This window comes from Pseudomonas sp. Y24-6 (assembly GCF_020295325.1).
Taxonomy (GTDB): Bacteria; Pseudomonadota; Gammaproteobacteria; order Pseudomonadales; family Pseudomonadaceae; genus Aquipseudomonas; species Aquipseudomonas gregormendelii.
Genome location: NZ_JACBXG010000003.1, coordinates 15522 through 36376 on the forward strand (window position 1 = coordinate 15522; position 20855 = coordinate 36376).

The following is a 20855-nucleotide window of genomic DNA, read 5'->3' on the forward strand; positions in this document are numbered from 1 at the left end:
GGGACGTGTGATGAAAAAGTTTTTTAAGAAAGTCGGCGCATTTTTGCGCAAGACCTGGGTCTGGACCTTGCTGGTGGTGCTCTTTGTCGCACTGCTGGTGTGGTTCGTCGGGCCGCTGCTGGCGGTGGATGACTACAAGTTCTGGGAAGGCTCGACCTCGCGCTTGCTGACCATCAGCGTGCTGTTTTTGATCTGGGGCCTGACCATGGTCTTCGTCAGCTGGCGCGCCGATGTGCGTAAAAAAGTCATCGAAGACACCGAAGACGGCCAGGACGGTCTCCGCCGCGAAGAGTTGATCGACGAGGAGCAACGAGCGTTGAGGGCGCGTTTCAAAGACGCCTTGAAAACCCTCAAGACCTCCAGCCTGTATCGGGGTCGCAGCGAACGCTGGCGCAGCGATTTGCCATGGTACTTGCTGATCGGCCCGCAGGGCAGTGGCAAGACCAGCTTGCTGGACTTCTCGGGCCTTGAATTTCCGATCAATAAGATCGACCGCAAACTGACCCGCGATACCCTCGGCACCCGTCATTGCGACTGGTACTTCGCCGACCACGGTGTGCTGATCGACACTGCCGGGCGTTACCTGACCCAGCCGGATGCCGAAGTCGATGGCAGTGCCTGGAGCACCTTGCTCGACCTGCTGTGCAAGCGTCGCCGCAACCGCCCATTGAACGGCGTGCTGGTGACCATTCCATTGGAAACCCTGGTGGGTGGCAGCGAGCAAGACCTCGACACCCTGGCCCGCCAGGTACGTGCGCGCTTGCAGGACGTGCATCAGAAACTCCACGTCGACGTGCCTATTTATCTGGTGCTGAGCAAGGCCGACAAGCTGCTCGGTTTCGACGAATTCTTCGATCAACTGACCCGCGAAGAAAGCGATCAGGTGCTCGGCACCAGCTTCCGCAAAGAGCAGAGCGGCAACGACGTGGCCGTACTGCGCGCCGAGTTCGAAGAGCTGCTGCGTCGCCTCAACAGCCAAGTGATCATGCGCATGCACCAGGAGCGCGACACCCAGCGCCGTGGCCGCATCCTCGACTTCCCGCATCAACTGGGGCAAATCGGCGAGCGTCTGTGCCTGTTTGTCGACATGGCGTTCACCGGCAACCGCTACCAGCGTGTCAGCCAGTTGCGCGGCTTTTATCTGACCAGCGCGCCGCATCTGACTGAGGAAATGGACGCAACCACAGCCGGCATTGGTGCCAACCTGGGCATGAACGCCGGCGTGCTGCCGACGCTGCGCAGTGGCCGTTCGCGTTTCATTCACCATGTGCTCAGCCGGGTGATTTTTCCCGAGGCCGATCTTGCAGGGCTGGACAAACGCGAACGCAGCCGCATCCATTGGGGCCAGCGTGCATTGTACGTGGGCGCACTGGCCGCGCTGGCGCTATTTGGCATGCTCTGGGCGGGCGGTTTCTCCGCGAACTACGAGCGCCTGGAAAACCTGCGTAACCTGGCACAAACCTGGAGCCAACGGAGCTCGCCTCTCACCACCCGTGATGATCCCATGGCGGTGCTCAAGACCCTGGACACCCGCTACGCGGCGACTCAAGTGTTCCCAAAAAAAGGCGATGTGGGTTACCACGAGCGTGGAGGTCTGTATCAAGGTGAAGACGTTAATCCGGTGGTTAAGAAGGCCTATGAACGTGAGCTTGAGGGACAGCTATTGTCACGGGTCGCGACCCTGCTAGAAGGGCAGATTCGCGCCAACATGAAGGACCGCGAACGCCTGCTCAATAGCTTGCGTGCGTACCTGATGTTGAATATGAAGGATCGCCGCGACGCGCTGTGGCTCAAGGACTGGGTCGCTGCCGAATGGTCCCGGCGATACACCGGCAACACCGCGGTGCAAAACGGCTTGAACAGCCACTTCGAACGCTTGCTGAAACAGCCGTTTATCTATCCACTTAATGATCAGTTGGTGGCTCAGGCGCGCCAGGTTTTACGCAGCGAGTCCCTGGCTAACGTGGTATATCGGATGCTGCGCGAGCAGGCCCGTAACCTGCTGGAGTACCGCTTGAGCCAACATCTTGGCCCACAGGGGTCGCTGTTTGTTGGCACCGATTACGTGATCCCAGGGTTCTATACCCAACAGGGCTATCAGCAGTATTTTTCGGTTAAAGGCTCGATGCTGGTTACCGATATCCTGAGTGACAACTGGGTGCTGGGTGAAGGCTCGAGTATCAGTGGTATGGACTTACGTCGCCTGATGGTCGAACTCGAGCAGCTGTATTTTCGCGACTACGCCAACTACTGGGGTGAAGCAGTGGGCCGGATCGCGCTGCCGGCCATCAACGACTTTAGTGACGGCGCCGAGCAATTGGCGGGCCTGACATCTGCCAATTCGCCGATTCTGCAACTGCTGGTGCAAGTACGTGAAAACACCCGCTTCCCAGTGGTCGCTGACACGGCAGATGAAGCCGCCGATGCGGCAGGCAAACTCGCAGACAAGGGCGGTAAGCTCGGAAAACTAGCGGTCACCGCGGCTGGCAAGGCGGCTGACGCCTTGGTGAAAAAATTGCCGGACACCGCGAAGAAGTCCCTGCAAAGTCGCTTTGAGTCGCTGCACCGCTTGCTGGATGACAACAACGGCCCAACCGCTGACCTGATCCCGGCCCTGACCGCCCTCAATGACCTGCAAACGCAGATGGCCAGCCTGGCCCGGGCCAGTTCGCCAGAGCAAGCCGCGTTCGAAATGGCCAAGACCCGCATGGGTGGCCAGCGTGATGCGCTGAGCAACCTGCGCAATGCGTCGGCCCGTCTGCCGCGCCCGGTGAGTGTGTGGTTCAACGTATTGGCTGAAGATACCTGGCGTCTGGTACTCAGCGATTCTTATCGCTATCTGAATCAGCGCTATCAGAGTGAGCTGTACAGCTTCTACGGTAAGGCGATCAGCAAGCGCTATCCGTTCAGCGCCCACAGCGCCAGTGACGTGGCAATCAGCGACTTTCGCGAGTTCTTCAAGGCCCAGGGGATTGCGGACCGCTTCTTCGATAGCTACCTGCGTCCGTTTGTCAGCGGTGATCCGGGTAACTACCGCATGCGCAGTGTCGATGGTCATAGTCTGCCGATCTCCAAGGTCTACCTTGATCAGATGGCCGCCGCGCTCGTGATCCGCCAGAGCTTCTTCGCCGACAATCCAGCCGAACCTCAGGTGCAGTTCAAACTGGAGCCTTACACCCTCGACCCGGCTGTCAGCCGTTCCGAGTTCAAGTTCGGCGACAAGACCATCGAATACCGTCATGGCCCGATAGTACCGGTGTCGTTCAAGTGGCCAATCGACGCTGAAGACGGGCGTACCAGCCTGGTGCTCGACAAAATGGTCGGCCGCCCGCTGGGTATCGAGAAGAACACCGGCCCTTGGTCGTTGTTCCGTCTGTTTGATTTGATGCAGACTGAATACCTGACCGGCCGTGACGTGCTGGTGCTCAAGGCTGACGTAGGGGGGCTACGCGCCAACTACTTGCTGACCAGCCAGCGCACGCCAAACCCGTTCGACATGGGCGTGCTGCGCACCTTTCGCATGCCGGCGCAGCTTTGATGCTAGTGGCCAGCCCCTGGCGCAGCGCAGCGCGCACCGATGCGGGCAAGGTTCGGGCGCGCAACGAGGATGCTTTCCTGGACGCTCCAAAGCAGGGGTTGTGGGTGGTTGCGGACGGCATGGGCGGTCATCAGCGAGGCGATATCGCCAGCCAGTTGATCGTCGCCAGCCTGGCGGAATTGCCGGTGCAGGATGATTTCGACGAACGACTCAAAGGCATTCGCCAGTGCCTGCACTGGCTCAACCGTCGTTTGGGTCAGGAGTTGACCGTCACCGCCGGGTGCCACGACAGCATAATGGGCAGCACTGTGGTGGCGCTGCTGGTGGAAGGCGATCGAGCGGCTTGCATCTGGGCCGGCGATAGCCGCTGCTATCTGTGGCGTGGCCAGCGTTTGTATCAACTGTCCAAGGACCATTCACTGCAACAACAACTGATCGACGAACAACAAATGAGCGTCGAACAGGCCAAGGCCCATCCTGCTGCATATGCCTTGACCCGAGCGGTCGGGGCGGCTGAGCAATTTAGCCTGGACGTACTGGAGCTTGAGGTCTATCCCGGCGATGTGTTTTTGCTCTGCAGCGATGGTTTGTATCAAGGGCTCAGCAGCGATGCACTTGGCAATGCCTTGAGCCTGACCGCGCCGCAGGTTGCACTGGAACGTTTGTTTGACGGTGCACTGCGTGGTTCGGCCCGGGATAACCTGACAGCTGTGGTCATCCGCCAATGACTGAACTTATGCGCCCGATCGACGACCTGCTGGAGAGCGAAGAGCAGGACAGCAACCTGACCTACTTTGCGTTCGCCAAGTCGTTTAAGGCTGAAGCTGCGCTAGCGCCAACCAGGGCTACCATCGGTGAAATACCCGATGTGCTGGCAGGCCGTTACCGCGTCGAGCGCTTGCTCGGTGCCGGTGGCATGGGAGCGGTTTACCGTGCGCGGGACTTGCTGAGCGAACAGTTCGGCGATCCCGACCCTTACGTCGCGCTGAAAGTTCTCAGCGAAGAATTTGCCGAGTCGCCGGACGCCAGCGCGTTGCTTTACAACGAGTTTGCCCTGACCCGGCGCTTGCGCCACGACAACGTGCTGCGTTTGCACACTTTTGAGGTGGACATTGACTGCCAGCGTGCCTTCGTCACCATGGAGCTCATGCGTGGCCTGACCCTGGATAACTTGCTCTGCGAGCGCCCCCAAGGCATGCCGTGGGAGGCATTGCGCGACATCGTGCTGCCGCTGCTCGATGCACTGGCTTACTCCCATGCTCGCGGCGTGCTGCATGGTGATATGAAGCCGAGCAATGTGATGCTCAGCGAAGAAGGCGTGCGCCTGTTTGACTTCGGTCTCGGCCAAGCGGAGAAGGGCATCATGCCCGGCCTGCCGCACTTGAGTCGCGAGCGCTTCAATGGCTGGACTCCCGGCTACGTCGCTCCGGAGTTACTGGAAGGCCAGCCACTGTCGGCCAGCGCCGACGTCTACAGCGTGGCTTGTGTGATCTACGAGCTGGCGGGAGGCAAACCCCCGTTCCGCCGCTTGCCCTCGATCCAGGCCCGCGATGAGCATCTGGAGCACGAGCTGCAAGCACCCGCGAACTTACCCAAGCACTGTTGGCTTGCCCTGCGTGCAGCTTTGGCTTTCGACGTGGCGGATCGAACGATCACGGCCAAACAATTGCGTGACGCTTTTGCTGTCACTTCGTCCTGGCTGCAACGCTTGATGCATTGGCGTAACGTATGACTACCGAACAGGGAGTAGGAGCGATGAATAGCTCCGACGCACACCCACGTTTTTGTGACTACCAAAATGCGAATGAGCGACCGCTGATCGTTATATGGCCGATTGTTCCCACTGAGTGGGAAACCTGTTTCAGTTAATGAGAAACATCGTGCCACCATGCAGGCAATAGCATGGGGCCAACAATGAACTACAACACGCCAACCGATCGCTTGCTGCAAATCCTCGTAACCTTGGGGCAGTCCGGCGAGGCGATCTCCGCCAAAGAGCTCTCCGAGCAGCTGGCCCAGCCGCTCAGCAGCATCTATCGCCATCTTAAAACCCTCCTGCGCTGGGGCCTGGCCGAAGAAAACGGTCACGGGCGCTACTTGCCGGGGCCTGCCTGTTTGCAACTGGCCAAAAAGTTCGACCGCGAAGCGGTGTTGGTGACGTTGGCCAAGCCCGAACTCAAGCGCCTGGCCGAGCAAACCCAGGAAAGCGTTGCGTTGATGGTACCCAGTAACGGTCAGGCCATTTGCATTGAGCTGATCGACAGCCCGCAACCGCTGCGCTGCTGCTACCAAAAAGGGTTGGCGCAACCATTGCTGGTGGGCGCTTCGGCGCGGGTGTTGCTGGCGCACATGGATGAGGCGCAAAGCCTGTCGGCGCTGCTGGCCCAAGGCGTCGACGGCGGCGACGTTGCGACCTATCAGCGCAGTTTTGCCGAGATCCGGGCTGCCGGTTACGCCGTGAGTCAAAGTGAAATCGACGACGGCATCTGGGGGGTCAGTGCGCCTTTGATCGACAGCCGCGACCGCCTGCAAGGCGCTATCAGCCTCATGGCCCCTGCCTTCCGGGCTCAACAGCGCACTGAACGCCTGATCCGCTGGACCCGGGATGTGGCGCTGCGTCTGAGCGCCCGGCTCGACTGAATTTGACTGGAGTTTCAAACATGACCGTTGTTCCTGACATGCCATTGTGGACGGGTCGCATTGACGACGCCGAAGGGCAAGGCGCGCTGCGCTGGCACCAATGGGTCAAACCCTTCGCGCAAAACCAGCCTGCGGGTGTCGCACTGGTTGGTTTGGCCTGTGATGAAGGGGTCAAACGCAACCAGGGCCGCACCGGTGCACGCCAAGGCCCGACAGAACTGCGCAAGGCTTTAGCCAACCTGGCGTGGCACGGCCACGCGCCGGTGTATGACGCCGGCGATGTGGGTTGTACCGACAGCAACCTCGAAGGCGCACAGCAGAGCTACGCCCACCAAGTCAGCGAGTTGCTCGATCAGGGCCATTTACCGCTGGGGCTGGGTGGTGGCCATGAAATCGCTTTTGCAAGTTTTAGCGGTCTGGCCGATCACTTGCGCAAACGCACGGCGAAGGCCCGTATCGGTGTACTTAATTTCGACGCGCATTTTGACTTGCGCCTTGCCGAACAAAGCAGTTCAGGCACCCCTTTTCGCCAGATCTCCGAGTATTGCCAGCGCGCTGAAATGCCCTTCACTTATGGCTGCCTGGGTGTCAGTCAGCTCAACAATACTCAGGCACTGTTCGAGCAGGCGCAGCGGCTGAATGTGCGTTTTCGCCTCGACCGTGAGATGAACAGCTGGGACGTTACCGCCTGCGAAAGATTCATCGATGATTTTTTGCAAGACGTCGATTACCTCTACATGACCATCTGCCTCGATGTTCTGCCCGCTAGCCAAGCGCCCGGGGTCAGTGCGCCGTCTGCCCATGGCGTGGACATGCAAATCGTCGAGCATCTGGCGCGCTATGCCAAAGCCAGCGGCAAATTGCGCATGGCCGACATCGCCGAACTCAACCCCAGCCTTGATATCGAGAACCGAACCGCCCGCATTGGCGCGCGTCTGCTCGCAAGCCTGATTGATTAAGTTTTCGAAAATCCCTGAAAAACCACTTGTTAAATCATAAGAAAAAGAGAAATTCGCCATGCTGACATTCGAACTGGATGCGCTGAGTACCCTTGCTCTCGCGTTGCTTCTCCTGGGCTTGGGTGCACAACTGAAAAAACGCAGTTACTGGCTGCGCCAACTGTGTGTTCCCGCACCGGTGATTGGCGGCTTTGGTTTTGCCCTGCTGATCTGGCTGCTACGCAGCCAGCAGTGGCTGAACCTGACCCTCGACACCAGCTTGCAAACCCCGTTGATGGTAGCGTTCTTTACCACCGTCGGGCTGGGCGGCAGCCTGGGCTTGCTGCGTAAAGGCGGCAAGTTACTGTTTATCTACCTGGGGGCGTGCTGGGGCTTGGCGCTGGTGCAGAACGTAGTCGGCGTAAGCGTTGCCAAACTGTTGGGTATTGATCCGTTACTGGGGATCATGGCCGGTGCGGTGTCCCTGGAAGGCGGTTTTGGTGCGGCGGCGGCATTTGGCCCGATTGCTGAAAACCTCGGTGCCGTCGGCGCGACTACTGCGGCGCTGGCGGCCGCGACCTTTGGGATGGTGGCGGGCGGTTTGTTGGGTAGCCCGCTGGCGCGCTGGTTGATTGAGCGCAACAAACTCACGGTTGAAGCGCAAGCGGTGGGCAGCCTCAAGGCGTTCGAAGACGTAGTCCACAACCCGCCTGCCGCGCTGGATGCACCGACTCTGTTGCGCTTGTTGACCTGCATCGTGGTGATCATGGTGCTGGGTTTGTGGTTGGGCGCCAGCTTGCAGCAACACTTGGGCATCGTGTTGCCCAGCTATGTGGGCGCGATGTTTGTGGCGATTATTTTGCGCAACCTCAATGACCGCAGCCAGGCGATCGAGATGCCGGACCATGCTGTCAGCACCATTGGCGACGTGTGTTTGGGCATGTTTCTGACCATGGCCATGATGAGCCTTAAGTTCTGGGAGCTGGAAAAGCTGGGATTGCCGCTGCTGGTGATCCTGGTGGTACAAGTGGTGATCATGATTTTACTGTGCGTATTCGTTTTGTTCCGCCTGTTTGGCCGTAACTACGACGCTGCCGTCCTTTGCGCAGGCTTCATGGGGCACGGGCTGGGCGCTACACCCAACGCCGTGGCCAACATGGGTGCCATCTGTGACCACTACAAAGTGTTCTCGTATAAAGCCTTCATCATCGTGCCGTTGTGCGGCGCCGTGCTGATCGACATTGTGGCCATCCCGATGATCACCTGGTTTATCAACGCCTTCAGCTAGAGGGCGGTCTCATTTGGACTTAGCGGGTGAAGTGCGTAACCTCCAGTCGATTTGGAGCAGCGGATGAGCCGCCATCGGCAATTTAATGTTGATTAATGGGAGCGGATGATCGAGGTGTTACTGCCGGTGATAACTGTCAGTTTGTCGACGCGGTAAATCCGATACCGCGTACGTCACCTCAGCCTGAATATCAACTCCAGTTCGGCTCAAACCTAATGAGCGCAGAGAAAATTCACGACCTGATTCGGTACATAGATCACCTTGGTTACTACACGTCTTTCAAGGGCCTCGATGACTTTGCTCCGAGCCATATCGACGTCGACCAACTCCTCACCGGTCCCCTCCGGAAGATCATCCACATACTTGCCGTTAATGTAGATTCGTGTCGCCTTGACCGGGCGCACTCGAGCTTGGGGCCATGGTGCAGAGTCAATAGTGTCGTAGCCCAACTGCTCCCAGATCTCAGAGCAGACGTGCGGAGCAAAGGGGAACAGGGCCTTCACAAAGTCAGCGCCAATTCGTTCGAAAAAATGTAGGAAAAACTCCCCGGCCTCCATTCAAAAAAAAGCCCCAAAGCTGATCAAACTTCGAGGCCTCTTTATCTCAAACATCCCATCAAAACGTTGGCGGCGTAATCACCCAAATCACCACCGCATCCACCTCTCCAGGATTGCCATACCGATGCGGCTCCTGACTCGAGAAGCTGAAACTGTCTCCCTCGCTCAGCAGAAAATGCCGTTGCCCAACCCACAACTCAAAACGCCCCGACAGCAGATACCCGGCTTCTTCCCCCTCATGGCTGTAACTCTGCTGGCTATAAGTGCCAGGCGGAAACCGTGAGTGCAACATCTCCAGTTGCCGATTCGGCTGCGGGGTCAGCAGTTGGTCGACGATGCCATCCTCGTAATGCACGCTCATCCGCGTGTTCTTGCGCACCACCACGCCGTGGTCTTCCGGGGCGGTGGCGGCTTCGCTGGCGAAGAACCACTGGATGGTCACCCCCAGGCTGCGAGCGATATTGAAGAGGGCGGGGATGGAAGGGTAGGCGAGGTTGCGTTCGAGTTGGCTGATGTAGCCCGCAGTCAGCTCGCTCATGTTCGCCAGGTCGGCCAGGGTCATGCCCCGGCGTTTGCGCAGGCCGCGGATTCGGGTGCCGAGAAAACTGGGCTCTGGTGCGGCGCTTTCTTTACTGCCGTTGCTCATGCGTACTCCAGGCCGGGGTTTGGGGGAAAACCCCGGAGTATAAACAGGCTCAAAGCGCCCAGGCGACTTTCAAACCTTCGTAGATGGCCTCTTCGGCAGTACGCGGCGCCAGGCAGTCACCGATCCGGCGAAACTCCACCAGGCCTTGCAGTTCTGCGCCCAGGGTGTCGACCGGTTGATGACCCTGGCAGAGCACCAGGGTGTCGATATTTTCCAGCAACATCGGTTCGCCGCTCGCGGTGTGTTGCAGGTAGACCGTGTTGTCATCGCAGCCGTAGAGGCGGGCGTAGGGGGTGATGGGGATACCCAGTTTATGCAGTTCGCCGGCCAGTTGGTCGCGCACGTACAGCGGCAGGTTTTCCCCGCAATGGGTGCCGTTGACTGCCAGGTGCACCTGGTGCCCGGCGCGCACCAGGCGCTCGGCGATGCCGGGGCCGATCCAGTCGCAGCGCCAGTCCACCACGACCACCGAACGACCTATCTGTACTTCATCACGCAGCACTTGCCAGGCGTCCACCACCTGCAGTTCGCCGCCACGCTCGAAGGTTGGCCAATAGGGCTCGGCGCCGGTGGCGATGATCACCAGGTCGGGGCGCTCACGCTCCACCAGGGCGCGGTCGACCCGGGTGTTGCGCACCACCCGTACACCCGCCAGTTCCATCTCCCGCTGCAGGTTGGTGCTGGCCCCACCGAACTCGCTGCGTCGCGGTAACAGCTGCGCCAGCAGCACCTGGCCGCCGAGTTGCGCGGTCGCTTCATAGAGGGTGACCTCGTGCCCGCGCTGGGCCGCTACCGCAGCGGCTTTCATGCCGGCCGGCCCTCCGCCGGCAATCATGATGCGCTTGCGTTGGCCGGTAGGTTGCCGGATGCCGAAGATCAACTCGCGCCCGGTCTCCGGGTGCTGGATGCAGGAGATCGGCAAGCCTTTGTGGAAGTGGCCGATGCACGCCTGGTTGCAGGCGATGCAGGCGCGCACGTCTTCTACACGGCCGCTGTCGGTTTTGTTGGGCATTTGCGGGTCGCAGATCAGCGCGCGGGTCATGCCGCAGACGTCGGCCTGACCCCGGGCCAGGATCAGCTCCGCTTCCTGGGGCTGGTTGATGCGCCCGGTGACGAACAGCGGTATGGACAGACCGGCCTTGAAGGTTCCGGCTTCCCTGGCCAGATAGGCCGCTTCGATCGCCATGGGCGGCACGATGTGCACGGCACCGCCCAGGGATGCAGAAGTACCGGCGACGATGTGCACGTAATCCAGGCTGGTTTGCAATGCCTGCACGGCGAGCAGCGATTCGTCTTCGGTGAGTCCTTCCGGGTCGCGCTCGTCTGCGCAAATGCGCAGGCCGATGATGAAGTTTTCATCGGTACTGACCCGCACAGCGGCGATGATTTCCCGCAGCAAGCGCAGACGCTGTTCCAGCTCGCCGTTGTAGCCATCGGTACGGCGGTTGACTCGCGGGTTGATGAACTGCGCGGGCAGATAACCGTGACTGGCGACCACCTCCACGCCGTCGACCCCGGCTTGAAACAGGCGCCGCGCCGCTGCCGCGTACCCGGCGACAATCTCGTCGATCATGGCTTGATCCAGTGCCCGGGGCATCACCCGAAACCGCTCGTTGGGCACCGCCGAAGCTGAATAGGCCACCGCCAGCAGGCCGTCGCTGGACTCCATGATTTCCCGCCCAGGGTGGAAGATCTGCGACAGCACCACCGTCCCGTGCGCATGGCAGGTTTGCGCGAGTTTGCGGTAGCCCTCAATGCAGGCGTCATCCGTGGCCATCAACACGTGCGAGGTGTAACGCGCGCTGTCGTGCACACCTGCTACCTGCAGCACGATCAGCCCGGCCCCCCCTGCCGCGCGCGCCTGGTGGTAAGCGATCAGTTGATCATTAACCAGGTTGTCGGTGGGCATCGAAGTGTCATGTCCGCTGGACATGATGCGGTTTTTCAGGCGTTTGCCGCGTAGCAGCAGGGGTTCGAACAGGTGCGAGAAAGCGGGGGACGAGGTGCTCATGGTGGGGCTACTCCAGGCGGCCTGAAGCCGAAAGGGCCGGTTTTCGGCGTTATTATTTTTCTATAAGAATTTACCTTCAGTAAAAAATCAACAGTTTTGTTTACTAAGTCGACTGGAAAATAGATGTAATGCCGATGTTACAAATCCGTTACTTCGATTGCCCAAGGCGAGCAATTCTCAACATATAAATTCTATTAATGGCAATGACAGGGTGCCTACCATTGGCAGGTACAGGCATTTGCAGAAAACAATAATAATCAAGCTCTGAGGCCTACAATGAAGCTGCGTTCACTATTGGGTGTGGTTGTTCTATCGGCATCTGGAAGTTATGTAAAAGTGCAGGCAGAAGATGTGGGCGAAGGATTGGTCGAGGGTGGCTCGGCAACTATTACCGCTCGCAATATGTATTTTAATCGCAACTCACTCTCGCATTATCCCGATGCCCGTGGTTGGGGGCAGGGTTTTCAGATGGATTACCAGTCCGGATTTACTCAAGGTGAAGTCGGCCTTGGGCTGGATGCAAGTGCCTATACTGCCTACAAGCTGGATGGCGGTCGCGGTACGGTTGGCACGGGAATGTTTCCCGCTGAGGGAGATCGCGAAAGAACCGAGTCTTCCACACTCAACGCTTCGGTAAAGATGAAATGGTCAAACACTGTCATCAAGTATGGCGATCTGCGCCCATACAATCCGGTATTCGCGACTCCCGATTTACGCCTGATGCCGATGACGACCCGTGGCCTACAACTGTTGAGTGATGATATCGACAAAGTCAGCATCGATATCGGGCACTTCCATTCCACCAGAGGTTATACCAGTACAGGTCACGACGGTGGCTTCATGGCAGGTTACGCCGGGGTGGACAGCGGCGATGTCGATTATGCAGGCTTCACCTACACGCCAGTAGAACAGGGCGGCGTCGGCTTCTATGTGTCCCAGGCGCAGGACTTGTGGCGCCAGTACTATGTCAATGGCAACTACAGCTTTGTCCTGACTGCGGAACAGACTCTCGGCGTTGACTTCAATCTCTATCGATCACTGGATCAGGGCCAGGCCAATGCCGGCGATATCAATGTCACCGCCTGGTCGTTGGCGACGGCCTATGCCAATGGCCCGCATACGCTGACGCTGTCTTATCAAAAGATCCATGGAGGTCAGCCATTTGATTATCTGATGGCTTCCGATGGGACTTACATGGACTCGATCTATCTGGCCAACTCTTCGCAGTACGGGGACTTCAATGGCCCTGGCGAACAGTCAGTCGGCCTGGCCTATGAATATGATTTTGGTTCTACGGGTGTTTTACATACCACGCTGGGCTTCAAGTATATCTATGGATTTGATATCGATAATGAGCAAGTTGATCCGGACGGGTTGTACGCTTACTTCGCTCATGCGGATAAGCAGATAGAGCGAGACGTCGATATTAAAACCGTTGTTGAAACGGGCCCGCTGAAAGATTTGTCGGTTCGGGTGCGTTACGCCGAACATGCCTTTAGCGGTGACAGTGTTAAACAACTGCGGATCATCACTCAATACCCGATCAATATTTTTTGATATGCGTTCATCCCTCCCATAACAATAAAAGAGGTATCCCATGAAGCTCTCGAGTATCGCGTTGGCCGTAACCCTCTCGTCGCTGTCGTTGTCCGCACTGGCCGACACGGTCTACATCCATGCCGGTCGCCTGGTGGACGTGGAGCGGGGCAAGGTGCTGACGGACCAGCGCATCAAGGTCGATGGCGAGCGTATCGTGGCCGTTGAGCCCTGGAGTGCACCGCCGGCTGACAGCACCGTTATCGACTGGTCGGGCAAGACCGTGCTGCCGGGCCTGATCGACATGCACACGCATATCGCCGACTGGGACATGACCAACAACGTTGCCGAACCCCTGCTGCATTCTGCCCAGGACTACGCGCTGCTGGGCGCCAAGCATGCCTATCAGACCTTGCGCGCAGGGTTCACCACGGTCCACGACGTGGGGACCTACCGCGCGTTTACCGACGTCTCGCTACGTGATGCGATCAACGCCAATCAGGTGCTGGGGCCGCGGATGAATGTAGTCGGCGCTTATCTCTCAGTAGCGGGTGGCGGCGGTGAGGTGACGGGCCTGGCACCGGGCATCACGGTGCCGGACGATATGCGGGTGGGCGTCTATCGCGATACCAATGACGCAAAACTCAAGACCCGGTACCTGTTCCAGCACGGCGTCGACACCATCAAGATGGTCGGCACGGGCGCCGTATTGGCCGAAGGCACCGAGCCTGGCCAGATGGAAATGACCGAGGACGAAATGCGCGCGGTAGTGCAGGAGGCCAAGGTGCACAAGAGCTATGCGACCGTGCACGCCCATGGCGCCGACGGCATCAAGGCGGCTATCCGCGCCGGCGCAAAATCCGTGGAGCATGCCTCGCTGCTGGACGATGAAGGCATCAAGCTGGCCAAGGACAACGGCACCTATCTGGTCATGGATATCTACAACGGAGACTTCATCGACAAGATCGGGCGCGAGGAAAAGTGGCCGGAAAGTTACCTGCGTAAAAACACCGAAACCACCGAAGTACAGCGTGAAGGTTTCCGCAAGGCGGTCAAGGCCGGTGTGAAAATCGCCTATGGCACCGATGCCGGGATTTACCCGCACGGCAAAAACGCCCGGCAGTTCGCCTACATGGTCAAGTACGGAATGACCCCAATGCAGGCGATTCAGTCCGCCACCGTGGTCGCCGCAGACCTGCTCAATTGGCAGCAGGACGTAGGCGCTGTCAGTGTCGGTCGCTTTGCCGACATGATCGCGGTCGAGGGTGATCCGCTGGCTGACATTACGATTCTGGAGAAGACCCCGGTGGTCATGAAGGGCGGCGCGATTGTTCCGCCTGACGTGCTGCCGGGTATGTAAAGCAGCGCGACGTCTGGAGTCGGCGAGGGCAGTTGCTGTACAGTCGTTCAGCTCTTGAATGGCTCGTACAGGGCTCAACCCTCGCCTCCAGGAAGGTCGTGCAATGACTCAGGAAGTCCGATTCTCCAGAATGGCGCCGGAACTGCGCAAAACCAATCTCATCGAGGCCACGCTCGTGTGCCTGCAGCGCCATGGCTTCCAGGGCGCGTCGATCCGCAAGATTTCCGCCGAGGCCGGTGTATCGGTCGGGCTGATCAGTCATCACTATTCCGGCAAGGACGAGCTGGTCGCCGAAGCCTATCTGGCGGTGACCGGCCGCGTCATGGCACTGCTTCGCGCGGCCATGGAACAGGCCGCGCCCAATGCCCGTGAACGTTTGTCGGCGTTTTTTCGCGGCTCGTTTTCTGCCGAACTGCTCGACCCGCAACTGCTTGATGCCTGGCTGGCGTTCTGGGGCGCGGTCAAGACGGCAGAAGCGATCAATCTCGCCCACGAACAGTCCTATGGCGAGTACCGGGCCATCCTGCGCAAGGTGCTCAACGAACTGGCGGAGGAGGAGGGTTGGCAGCAATTCGATTCCGACCTGGCTGCCATCAGCCTCAGCGCCTTGCTCGACGGCTTGTGGCTGGAATCGGGTCTGAACCCCGGGACCTTCACGCCGGAGCAGGGCATGCAGATCTGCGAAGCCTGGGTCGACGGTTTGCAGGCCGGTGGTCGGCAGCGATTTACTTTGCAGACGACGGGCTGTTGATCGATCGTTCAGTAGTGGCTACTCTCTGCCTCCAGTGGTAACCAAACTCTAATAAGAAACACGCCTTCGGGCATACGCGGGACACCTAGCGATGACTCCTCGGGTATTGATCGTCGACGACGATCCGTTGATTCGCGAACTGCTGCAGGCCTACCTGTCCCAGGAAGGTTATGAAGTGCATTGCGCCGCCACTGCAGAGTTGGCCGAGACCTTCCTGGCGAGCCAGAGCGTCGACCTGGTGATGCTCGATATCCGCCTGCCGGGCAAGGATGGCCTGACCCTGACCCGGGAGCTGCGGGTGCGTTCGGAGGTCGGGATCATCCTGATCACCGGGCGCAACGATGAAATCGATCGCATCGTCGGCCTCGAGTGCGGCGCCGATGACTATGTGATCAAGCCGCTTAATCCGCGGGAACTGGTGTCCCGGGCGAAGAACCTGATTCGCCGGGTGCGCCACGCCCACACGCCGCATCCTGTTGCTGCGGTTGCCCGCCCGGTCAAGCAATTCGCCGCCTGGGCGCTGGACACTGATCGCCGGCGGTTGATCGACCACAGCGGCAGTGAAACCCTGCTGACCCATGGCGAGTACCAATTGCTCAGCGTGTTCCTGCGCAACAGCGGGCACACCTTGAGCCGGGATCAGTTGATGGACCAGATCCGCAACCGCGAATGGGTGCCCAACGATCGCTCCATCGATGTGCTGGTGGGACGCTTGCGGCGCAAGTTGCATGACGACCCGGCCGAGCCTGAACTGATCATCACCATCCACGGTGCGGGCTATCTGTTTACCGCCAGCGTCGCGGCCTGAGCGGCATGTGGCGCGGGATCTGGTTGTTGTTGATGCTGGCATCCACCGGGGTGACGGCTGCGCAAAAAATTCGCTATTGCGATTACCCGGTCTACCCGCCGATCTCCTGGAGCGACGGCAAACAGATACGCGGGCTCGCTCCCGGCGTGGTGAAAAAACTGTTCGGGCAATTGGGCTACGAGGTCGAGCTCGTCGAGCTGGATAACTGGAATCGCTGCGTGCTGGATGCCGTTGAAGGTCGGGTGGATGTGGTGCTGGCCTATCGCACTGCAGAGCGTGAGCAGGGACTGGCTTTTTCGACGGTGCCGGTACTGCGCGAGGAAGTTGCGGTGTTCATCAATCGCCGGCACCCAGTAAAAATAGATCGGCTGGAGGACCTGGCGCACTACCGTGGTGGTTTCCTGTTCGGAGAAAGTTATGGCGAGACGTTCGACCGCTTTGTCGACCAGCACCAGAACATCGAACGGGTGTCTGATAGCCAGCAGAACTTTGGCAAGTTGATCCGCGGCCGCATCGACTTCGTGGTTTCCGAGCGGCGCACCGGGCAAATGCGCGTCGATACCCTGCCGGGCACCCGGGACATTGTGGCCCTGGCCGATTCCTTTGGTGTGGATTACCTGCGAGTGGCCGTGTCGCGGCGCTCGCCCCTGGCCAGTCGCATGGTCGATATCAATGGGCAGTTGCAGCACATGGTCGATTCGGGCGAGATCGACCGCTTGCTTCACGAGAGTGAGGTCATCTACCGCGACACGCTCCAGCAACCGGCGGATCGACCATGATTCGGGCCCGGCCCGGCGGCCTGTTGCGGCGCCTGCTGCTATTTATCCTATTCTTCAGCCTGTGTTTTACGGTGCTGGCGAGCAGCGTGCAGCTGTACTTTGAGTATCGACGCGAGATGCGCGAAATCGACTCGCGCATGGAGCTGATTCGCGCCGGCTACCTGGCCAGCCTGGAGCGCAGTCTGTGGGATCTGAACCAGGATCAGCTCAACGTGCAGTTGCGCGGCCTGGTGGACTTTTCCGACGTGGCGCGCGTGCGCCTGATCAGCCCTGATTTCGATCTGCTGCAAGGCACTGCCGAGCCGGTCGGGCCGCTGCGAATAGAACGTTTTGCCCTCGACTACCAGCCGCCATCGGGGGCGGTGCGTCATTTGGGGCAACTGGAGGTCACCACCGACCTGGGGGCGGTGCATGAGCGCCTGTTCACCACCGGGCTGACCAGCCTGCTGTGGATGAGTGTGTTTCTGTGCGGCCTGGCGGTGGTGCTGTCGGGGTTGTTTTATCGCCTGGTCACTCGCCACCTGCTAGTCATGGCCGAGTTTGCCCGGCGCATCGCTGCGGGCGATTCCCATGAGCCGTTACGCCTGGACAAGCGTCGCCGTGCGGACGAAGACGAAGACGAAATCGACACCGTGGCCCATGCTCTGGACGACATGCGCCGGGCCATTCTCAGTGACATCGACCGCCGCGAAAGCGATCGGCTGGCGTTGCAGGATAACCGTGATGAACTGCTGCGAATGGTCGAGCGGCGCACCGCCAGCCTGATGCGGGCCAAGGATGAAGCGGAAGCGGCCAACCTCGCCAAGTCGCGTTTCCTTGCCACCATGAGCCATGAGTTGCGTACCCCGCTCAACGGCATCCTTGGCATGGCCGAATTGCTGCGCGATGCGCCGCTGGACGCACTCGGCGGCAAGCGGCTGGATGCGCTGTACAAAGCGGGAGAAGGGTTGCTGTCGATCCTCAACGAAGTGCTGTATTTCGCCCGGCTGGAGGAGGGCGCCAGCCATCCGGAGGCAGTGGAGTTCTCGCTGCGGCAATTGCTTGATGAGGTAATGACACTGCTCGAACCCCGTGCGCTGGGCAACGACACGATCCTGCAATGCTACATCGACCCACGGGTAGCGCAGCGGCATCACGGCGCCGAACAATTCCTGCGCCAGGTGCTGAGCAACCTGCTGGCCAACGCCATCAAATTTACCGAGGGCGGGCAGGTCGACGTGGCGGTAGCGCTGTTGCCTGGGTCTCCTGGACAACGGCTGCGCATCAGCGTTACCGACGACGGCATCGGCATCGCGCCGGCGATGCAGCAGAAGATTTTTGAGCGCTTCACCCAGGCCAGTGAAGAGGTGGCGCAGCGCTTCGGCGGCACCGGCTTGGGGCTGGCGATCAGCAAGCATCTGGTGGAGCAATTGGGCGGGCGTATCGGCGTGGACAGTGAGGTCGGGCGCGGCAGTTGTTTCTGGTTCGAACTGGCGCTGCAACCGGCCAGCGGCGTGGCACCCGTTGCGGCAGACAGTGTTGCAGGGCAGGCTTTGCGCATTCTGGTGGTCGAGGACGTGGCGCTCAACCGCGAGGTGGTCGAGGGCCTTTTGCTGCGCGACGGGCATCAGGTCTGGCTAGCCGAGGACGCCGAGCAGGCATTGGTTCAATGTGCCGCGCAGTCTTTCGATCTGATCTTGCTCGACGTGCACCTGCCCGGCATCAGCGGTGTCGAGCTGTGTAAACGGCTGCGCGACACGCCGGGACCGAATCGCCACAGCCGCCTGTTTGCCCTGACCGCCAGTGTGCAGCCGGCCCTGGTTCGCGGTTATCTGGATGCCGGCATGGATGGCATCCTCGCCAAACCCCTGAAACTCGACACTCTGCGCCAGGCGCTGGCTGACCGGACCCCCGTAGCCACTTCGCCACTCGATGACGCGGTCATGGATTGGCCGCTGCTGGAAACCCACCGTACCTTGCTCGGTGAACAGAAACTCCTGGGATTGTTGAAGGTATTGCGCGACTCGATTCAACAGCATAGCCATGCACTCGCCGAAGCGATCACGGCAGACGACTGCACCGAGGTCGCGCACCTGGCCCACCGCCTGGCTGGCAGCAGCGACTCCCTGGGATTTCGCGCGTTGGCCAACGTCCTGCGCGCATTGGAGCAAGCCGCAATGATCAACGATGAGGCGGCGTTACGCGGGTTGGCGCCACAGGTGCACGAGCAGCTGCGGTGCTCGCGACAGACCCTGGCAGACCTGTTGCAGGCCTGACGTACAAGTTTGTTACGACTTTTTACATCTTTGATCCTCAGGTTCAACTCGAACTTACATGCCTTTCCAATAATCGACGCAACCGCCACAGCGCGGTCTTCGAAGCTTATTGGAGATAATAATAATGAACTGCCGTAAAGCTCATCCTTCCTCGCGCCATGACGTCCTGTCAGCCGCCGCGCACCGCGCCGACTGCTGAGGTGCCGACATGAGCGAATCAATCGACCGCCAAGGTATCCACCTGACCCGCGCCCTGAAAAGCCGGCATATTTTCATGTTGTCCCTGGGAGGTGTGATCGGCACCGGGCTGTTCATGGGCTCCGGCGTGACCATCAACCAGGGCGGCCCGGTCGGGGCGATCCTGTGCTACCTGGTCGCGGGCTTCCTGATGTACCTGGTGATGGTCTGCCTCGGTGAACTATCCGTGCAAATGCCGGTGTCCGGCTCGTTCCAGACTCACGCCACCAAATTCATCGGGCCCGGCACCGGCTTCATGATCGGCTGGGTCTACTGGATGAGCTGGGCTACCACCGTGGGGCTCGAATTCACCGCAGCGGGCATGTTGATGGAACGCTGGTTTCCGAGCGTGCCGATCTGGTACTGGTCAGCCTTGTTCGTCGCGGTACTCTTCGGCCTTAACGCCCTGGCGACCCGTGCGTTCGGCGAAGCGGAATACTGGTTTTCCGGGATCAAGGTTGCTGCGATTCTGGGGTTTATCGTGGTCGGCGTGCTGGTGATCTTCGGCGCCATCCCGCTGACCAGTGGCGAGCCGGCGCCGATGATGACCAACCTGATCGGCGACTCACTGTTCCCCAACGGCCTGTCAGCCGTGTTCGCAGTGATGATGACCGTGGTGTACGCGTTCCAGGGTTGCGAAATCATGGGCGTGGCGGCTGGCGAAACCGATCAGCCGGAGAAAAGCATTCCCCGTGCGGTTCGCAACGTGGTGTTTCGCGTATTGATCTTCTACGTGCTGGCGATCGTGGTGCTCTCGGCCATCGTGCCTTGGCAGCAGGCCGGACTGATGGAGAGTCCGTTCGTGCAGGTGTTCGACATGGTCGGTATTCCCTACGCTGCCGACCTGATGAACTTCGTGATCCTGACGGCGATTTTGTCGGTGGGCAACTCCGGGCTGTATGCCTCGACGCGCATCTTGTGGGCAATGTCCAAGACCGGCATGGCCCCGAAAAGCCTCTCGCCATTGAGCAAGCGCGGCGTGCCGTTGCGGGCGTTGAGCATCACCCTGTGTTTTGCGCTGGTGTCGCTGATGACCAGTTTTGTCGCCGCCGATACTTTGTTCATGGTGCTGATGGCGGTGAGCGGCATGTCGGGCACGGTGACCTGGATTGTCATTGCCCTGGCGCAGTACAAGTTCCGCAAGGCCTACCTGCGTGAGGGCGGCAAACTGAGCGATCTTAAATACCGTGCGCCCTGGTTTCCGCTGGTTCCGTTGACGTGCATTGTGTTGTGCTGTTCGTTGTTTGTATTCCTGGCACTGGACGAGACGCAACGGCCTTCACTGTATTGGGGCGGTGGCTTTATCGCGCTGTGTTACAGCGCTTACTTCCTGATTTATCGCAAGCGTCAGGGGGTGCTGGCGCCGAGCTTGCCGTCTGTTTGATGGCTTGAGGCGGACAAAGAACGCGACGGGTGACCGTCGCGTTTTTTGTTTCAAGGCTGCGCACGCAGTCATTCCCGCTGTAATGGGCAGGGGCATGTGCCCAGTTGTTCAAAGTTGTAACAGGCGC

Annotated in this window: 16 protein-coding genes; 13 read left to right on the plus strand and 3 right to left on the minus strand. The window is 59.7% G+C overall.

The features are described from left to right. Positions 1-10: 10 nt before the first annotated feature. From tssM to gltS, 6 genes are all read left to right on the plus strand, one after another. Positions 11-3538 carry a type VI secretion system membrane subunit TssM gene (gene tssM, locus HYI44_RS06490; protein WP_225569005.1) on the plus strand — a complete coding sequence of 1176 codons (3528 nt, stop codon included), beginning with the start codon at positions 11-13 and terminating at the stop codon, positions 3536-3538. Beyond that, the gene (locus tag HYI44_RS06495; protein ID WP_225569006.1) at positions 3538-4266 is read left to right on the plus strand and encodes a PP2C family protein-serine/threonine phosphatase; all 729 of its coding nucleotides are present in this window, start codon (positions 3538-3540) and stop codon (positions 4264-4266) included. Before tssM ends, HYI44_RS06495 begins: the two co-directional genes overlap by 1 nt. Further along, on the plus strand, positions 4263-5270 hold the full coding sequence (locus tag HYI44_RS06500) for a serine/threonine-protein kinase (protein ID WP_225569007.1): 1008 nt from the start codon (positions 4263-4265) through the stop codon (positions 5268-5270). Before HYI44_RS06495 ends, HYI44_RS06500 begins: the two co-directional genes overlap by 4 nt. Before the next feature lie 182 nt (positions 5271-5452). Beyond that, on the plus strand, positions 5453-6178 hold the full coding sequence (locus HYI44_RS06505; protein WP_225569008.1) for an IclR family transcriptional regulator: 726 nt from the start codon (positions 5453-5455) through the stop codon (positions 6176-6178). 20 nt (positions 6179-6198) lie between these two features. Then, the gene (hutG, locus tag HYI44_RS06510) at positions 6199-7137 is read left to right on the plus strand and encodes a formimidoylglutamase (protein ID WP_225569009.1); all 939 of its coding nucleotides are present in this window, start codon (positions 6199-6201) and stop codon (positions 7135-7137) included. A gap of 58 nt (positions 7138-7195) precedes the next feature. Beyond that, complete coding sequence (gltS, locus tag HYI44_RS06515) at positions 7196-8404, plus strand: sodium/glutamate symporter (RefSeq protein WP_201148598.1); 1209 nt, start codon at positions 7196-7198, stop codon at positions 8402-8404. A gap of 212 nt (positions 8405-8616) precedes the next feature. Here the strand turns inward: gltS and HYI44_RS29520 are convergent, their stop codons facing one another. From HYI44_RS29520 to HYI44_RS06530, 3 genes are read right to left on the minus strand one after another with little or no spacing between them, the layout of a single operon-like run. Further along, positions 8617-8961 (minus strand): class I tRNA ligase family protein, encoded by a 345-nt coding sequence (locus HYI44_RS29520; RefSeq protein WP_225569010.1) that lies wholly within the window; start codon positions 8959-8961, stop codon positions 8617-8619. A gap of 58 nt (positions 8962-9019) precedes the next feature. Continuing rightward, complete coding sequence (locus HYI44_RS06525) at positions 9020-9607, minus strand: cupin domain-containing protein (protein WP_225569011.1); 588 nt, start codon at positions 9605-9607, stop codon at positions 9020-9022. Between the two features lie 49 nt (positions 9608-9656). After that, entirely contained in the window at positions 9657-11618 is a 1962-nt protein-coding gene (locus tag HYI44_RS06530; RefSeq protein ID WP_225569012.1) for an FAD-dependent oxidoreductase, read from the minus strand. A 276-nt stretch (positions 11619-11894) separates the two neighbouring features. Between HYI44_RS06530 and HYI44_RS06535 the strand changes: the two genes are divergently transcribed. The 7 genes from HYI44_RS06535 to HYI44_RS06565 all read left to right on the plus strand — a co-directional run bounded on the left by HYI44_RS06535 (position 11895) and on the right by HYI44_RS06565 (position 20728). Then, positions 11895-13175: an OprD family outer membrane porin gene (locus tag HYI44_RS06535; RefSeq protein ID WP_225569013.1), complete on the plus strand. Its 1281-nt coding sequence runs from the start codon at positions 11895-11897 to the stop codon at positions 13173-13175. Between the two features lie 40 nt (positions 13176-13215). Further along, complete coding sequence (locus HYI44_RS06540) at positions 13216-14514, plus strand: metal-dependent hydrolase family protein (protein WP_225569014.1); 1299 nt, start codon at positions 13216-13218, stop codon at positions 14512-14514. A gap of 103 nt (positions 14515-14617) precedes the next feature. Beyond that, positions 14618-15265, plus strand: a complete 648-nt coding sequence (locus HYI44_RS06545) for a TetR family transcriptional regulator C-terminal domain-containing protein (RefSeq protein WP_122837833.1) — start codon at positions 14618-14620, stop codon at positions 15263-15265. Positions 15266-15356: 91 nt separating this feature from the next. Next, positions 15357-16073: a response regulator gene (locus HYI44_RS06550; protein WP_045058755.1), complete on the plus strand. Its 717-nt coding sequence runs from the start codon at positions 15357-15359 to the stop codon at positions 16071-16073. 5 nt (positions 16074-16078) lie between these two features. Further along, positions 16079-16852 (plus strand): substrate-binding periplasmic protein, encoded by a 774-nt coding sequence (locus HYI44_RS06555; RefSeq protein ID WP_225569015.1) that lies wholly within the window; start codon positions 16079-16081, stop codon positions 16850-16852. Continuing rightward, positions 16849-19107, plus strand: a complete 2259-nt coding sequence (locus HYI44_RS06560; protein WP_225569016.1) for an ATP-binding protein — start codon at positions 16849-16851, stop codon at positions 19105-19107. Before HYI44_RS06555 ends, HYI44_RS06560 begins: the two co-directional genes overlap by 4 nt. A 208-nt stretch (positions 19108-19315) precedes the next feature. Continuing rightward, positions 19316-20728 carry an amino acid permease gene (locus HYI44_RS06565; RefSeq protein ID WP_225569017.1) on the plus strand — a complete coding sequence of 471 codons (1413 nt, stop codon included), beginning with the start codon at positions 19316-19318 and terminating at the stop codon, positions 20726-20728. Positions 20729-20855: the final 127 nt, after the last annotated feature.

Excerpts from the sequence above, each read along its gene's own strand:
- HYI44_RS29520 (WP_225569010.1), bottom strand. The coding sequence starts at position 8,961 with ATGGAGGCCGGGGAGTTTTTCCTACATTTTTTCGAACGAATTGGCGCT.
- HYI44_RS06540 (WP_225569014.1), top strand. The coding sequence starts at position 13,216 with ATGAAGCTCTCGAGTATCGCGTTGGCCGTAACCCTCTCGTCGCTGTCG.
- tssM (WP_225569005.1), top strand. The coding sequence starts at position 11 with ATGAAAAAGTTTTTTAAGAAAGTCGGCGCATTTTTGCGCAAGACCTGG.
- HYI44_RS06565 (WP_225569017.1), top strand. The coding sequence starts at position 19,316 with ATGAGCGAATCAATCGACCGCCAAGGTATCCACCTGACCCGCGCCCTG.
- gltS (WP_201148598.1), top strand. The coding sequence starts at position 7,196 with ATGCTGACATTCGAACTGGATGCGCTGAGTACCCTTGCTCTCGCGTTG.
- HYI44_RS06500 (WP_225569007.1), top strand. The coding sequence starts at position 4,263 with ATGACTGAACTTATGCGCCCGATCGACGACCTGCTGGAGAGCGAAGAG.
- HYI44_RS06495 (WP_225569006.1), top strand. The coding sequence starts at position 3,538 with ATGCTAGTGGCCAGCCCCTGGCGCAGCGCAGCGCGCACCGATGCGGGC.
- HYI44_RS06545 (WP_122837833.1), top strand. The coding sequence starts at position 14,618 with ATGACTCAGGAAGTCCGATTCTCCAGAATGGCGCCGGAACTGCGCAAA.
- HYI44_RS06505 (WP_225569008.1), top strand. The coding sequence starts at position 5,453 with ATGAACTACAACACGCCAACCGATCGCTTGCTGCAAATCCTCGTAACC.
- HYI44_RS06555 (WP_225569015.1), top strand. The coding sequence starts at position 16,079 with ATGTGGCGCGGGATCTGGTTGTTGTTGATGCTGGCATCCACCGGGGTG.
- HYI44_RS06525 (WP_225569011.1), bottom strand. The coding sequence starts at position 9,607 with ATGAGCAACGGCAGTAAAGAAAGCGCCGCACCAGAGCCCAGTTTTCTC.
- HYI44_RS06550 (WP_045058755.1), top strand. The coding sequence starts at position 15,357 with ATGACTCCTCGGGTATTGATCGTCGACGACGATCCGTTGATTCGCGAA.
- HYI44_RS06530 (WP_225569012.1), bottom strand. The coding sequence starts at position 11,618 with ATGAGCACCTCGTCCCCCGCTTTCTCGCACCTGTTCGAACCCCTGCTG.
- HYI44_RS06535 (WP_225569013.1), top strand. The coding sequence starts at position 11,895 with ATGAAGCTGCGTTCACTATTGGGTGTGGTTGTTCTATCGGCATCTGGA.
- HYI44_RS06560 (WP_225569016.1), top strand. The coding sequence starts at position 16,849 with ATGATTCGGGCCCGGCCCGGCGGCCTGTTGCGGCGCCTGCTGCTATTT.
- hutG (WP_225569009.1), top strand. The coding sequence starts at position 6,199 with ATGACCGTTGTTCCTGACATGCCATTGTGGACGGGTCGCATTGACGAC.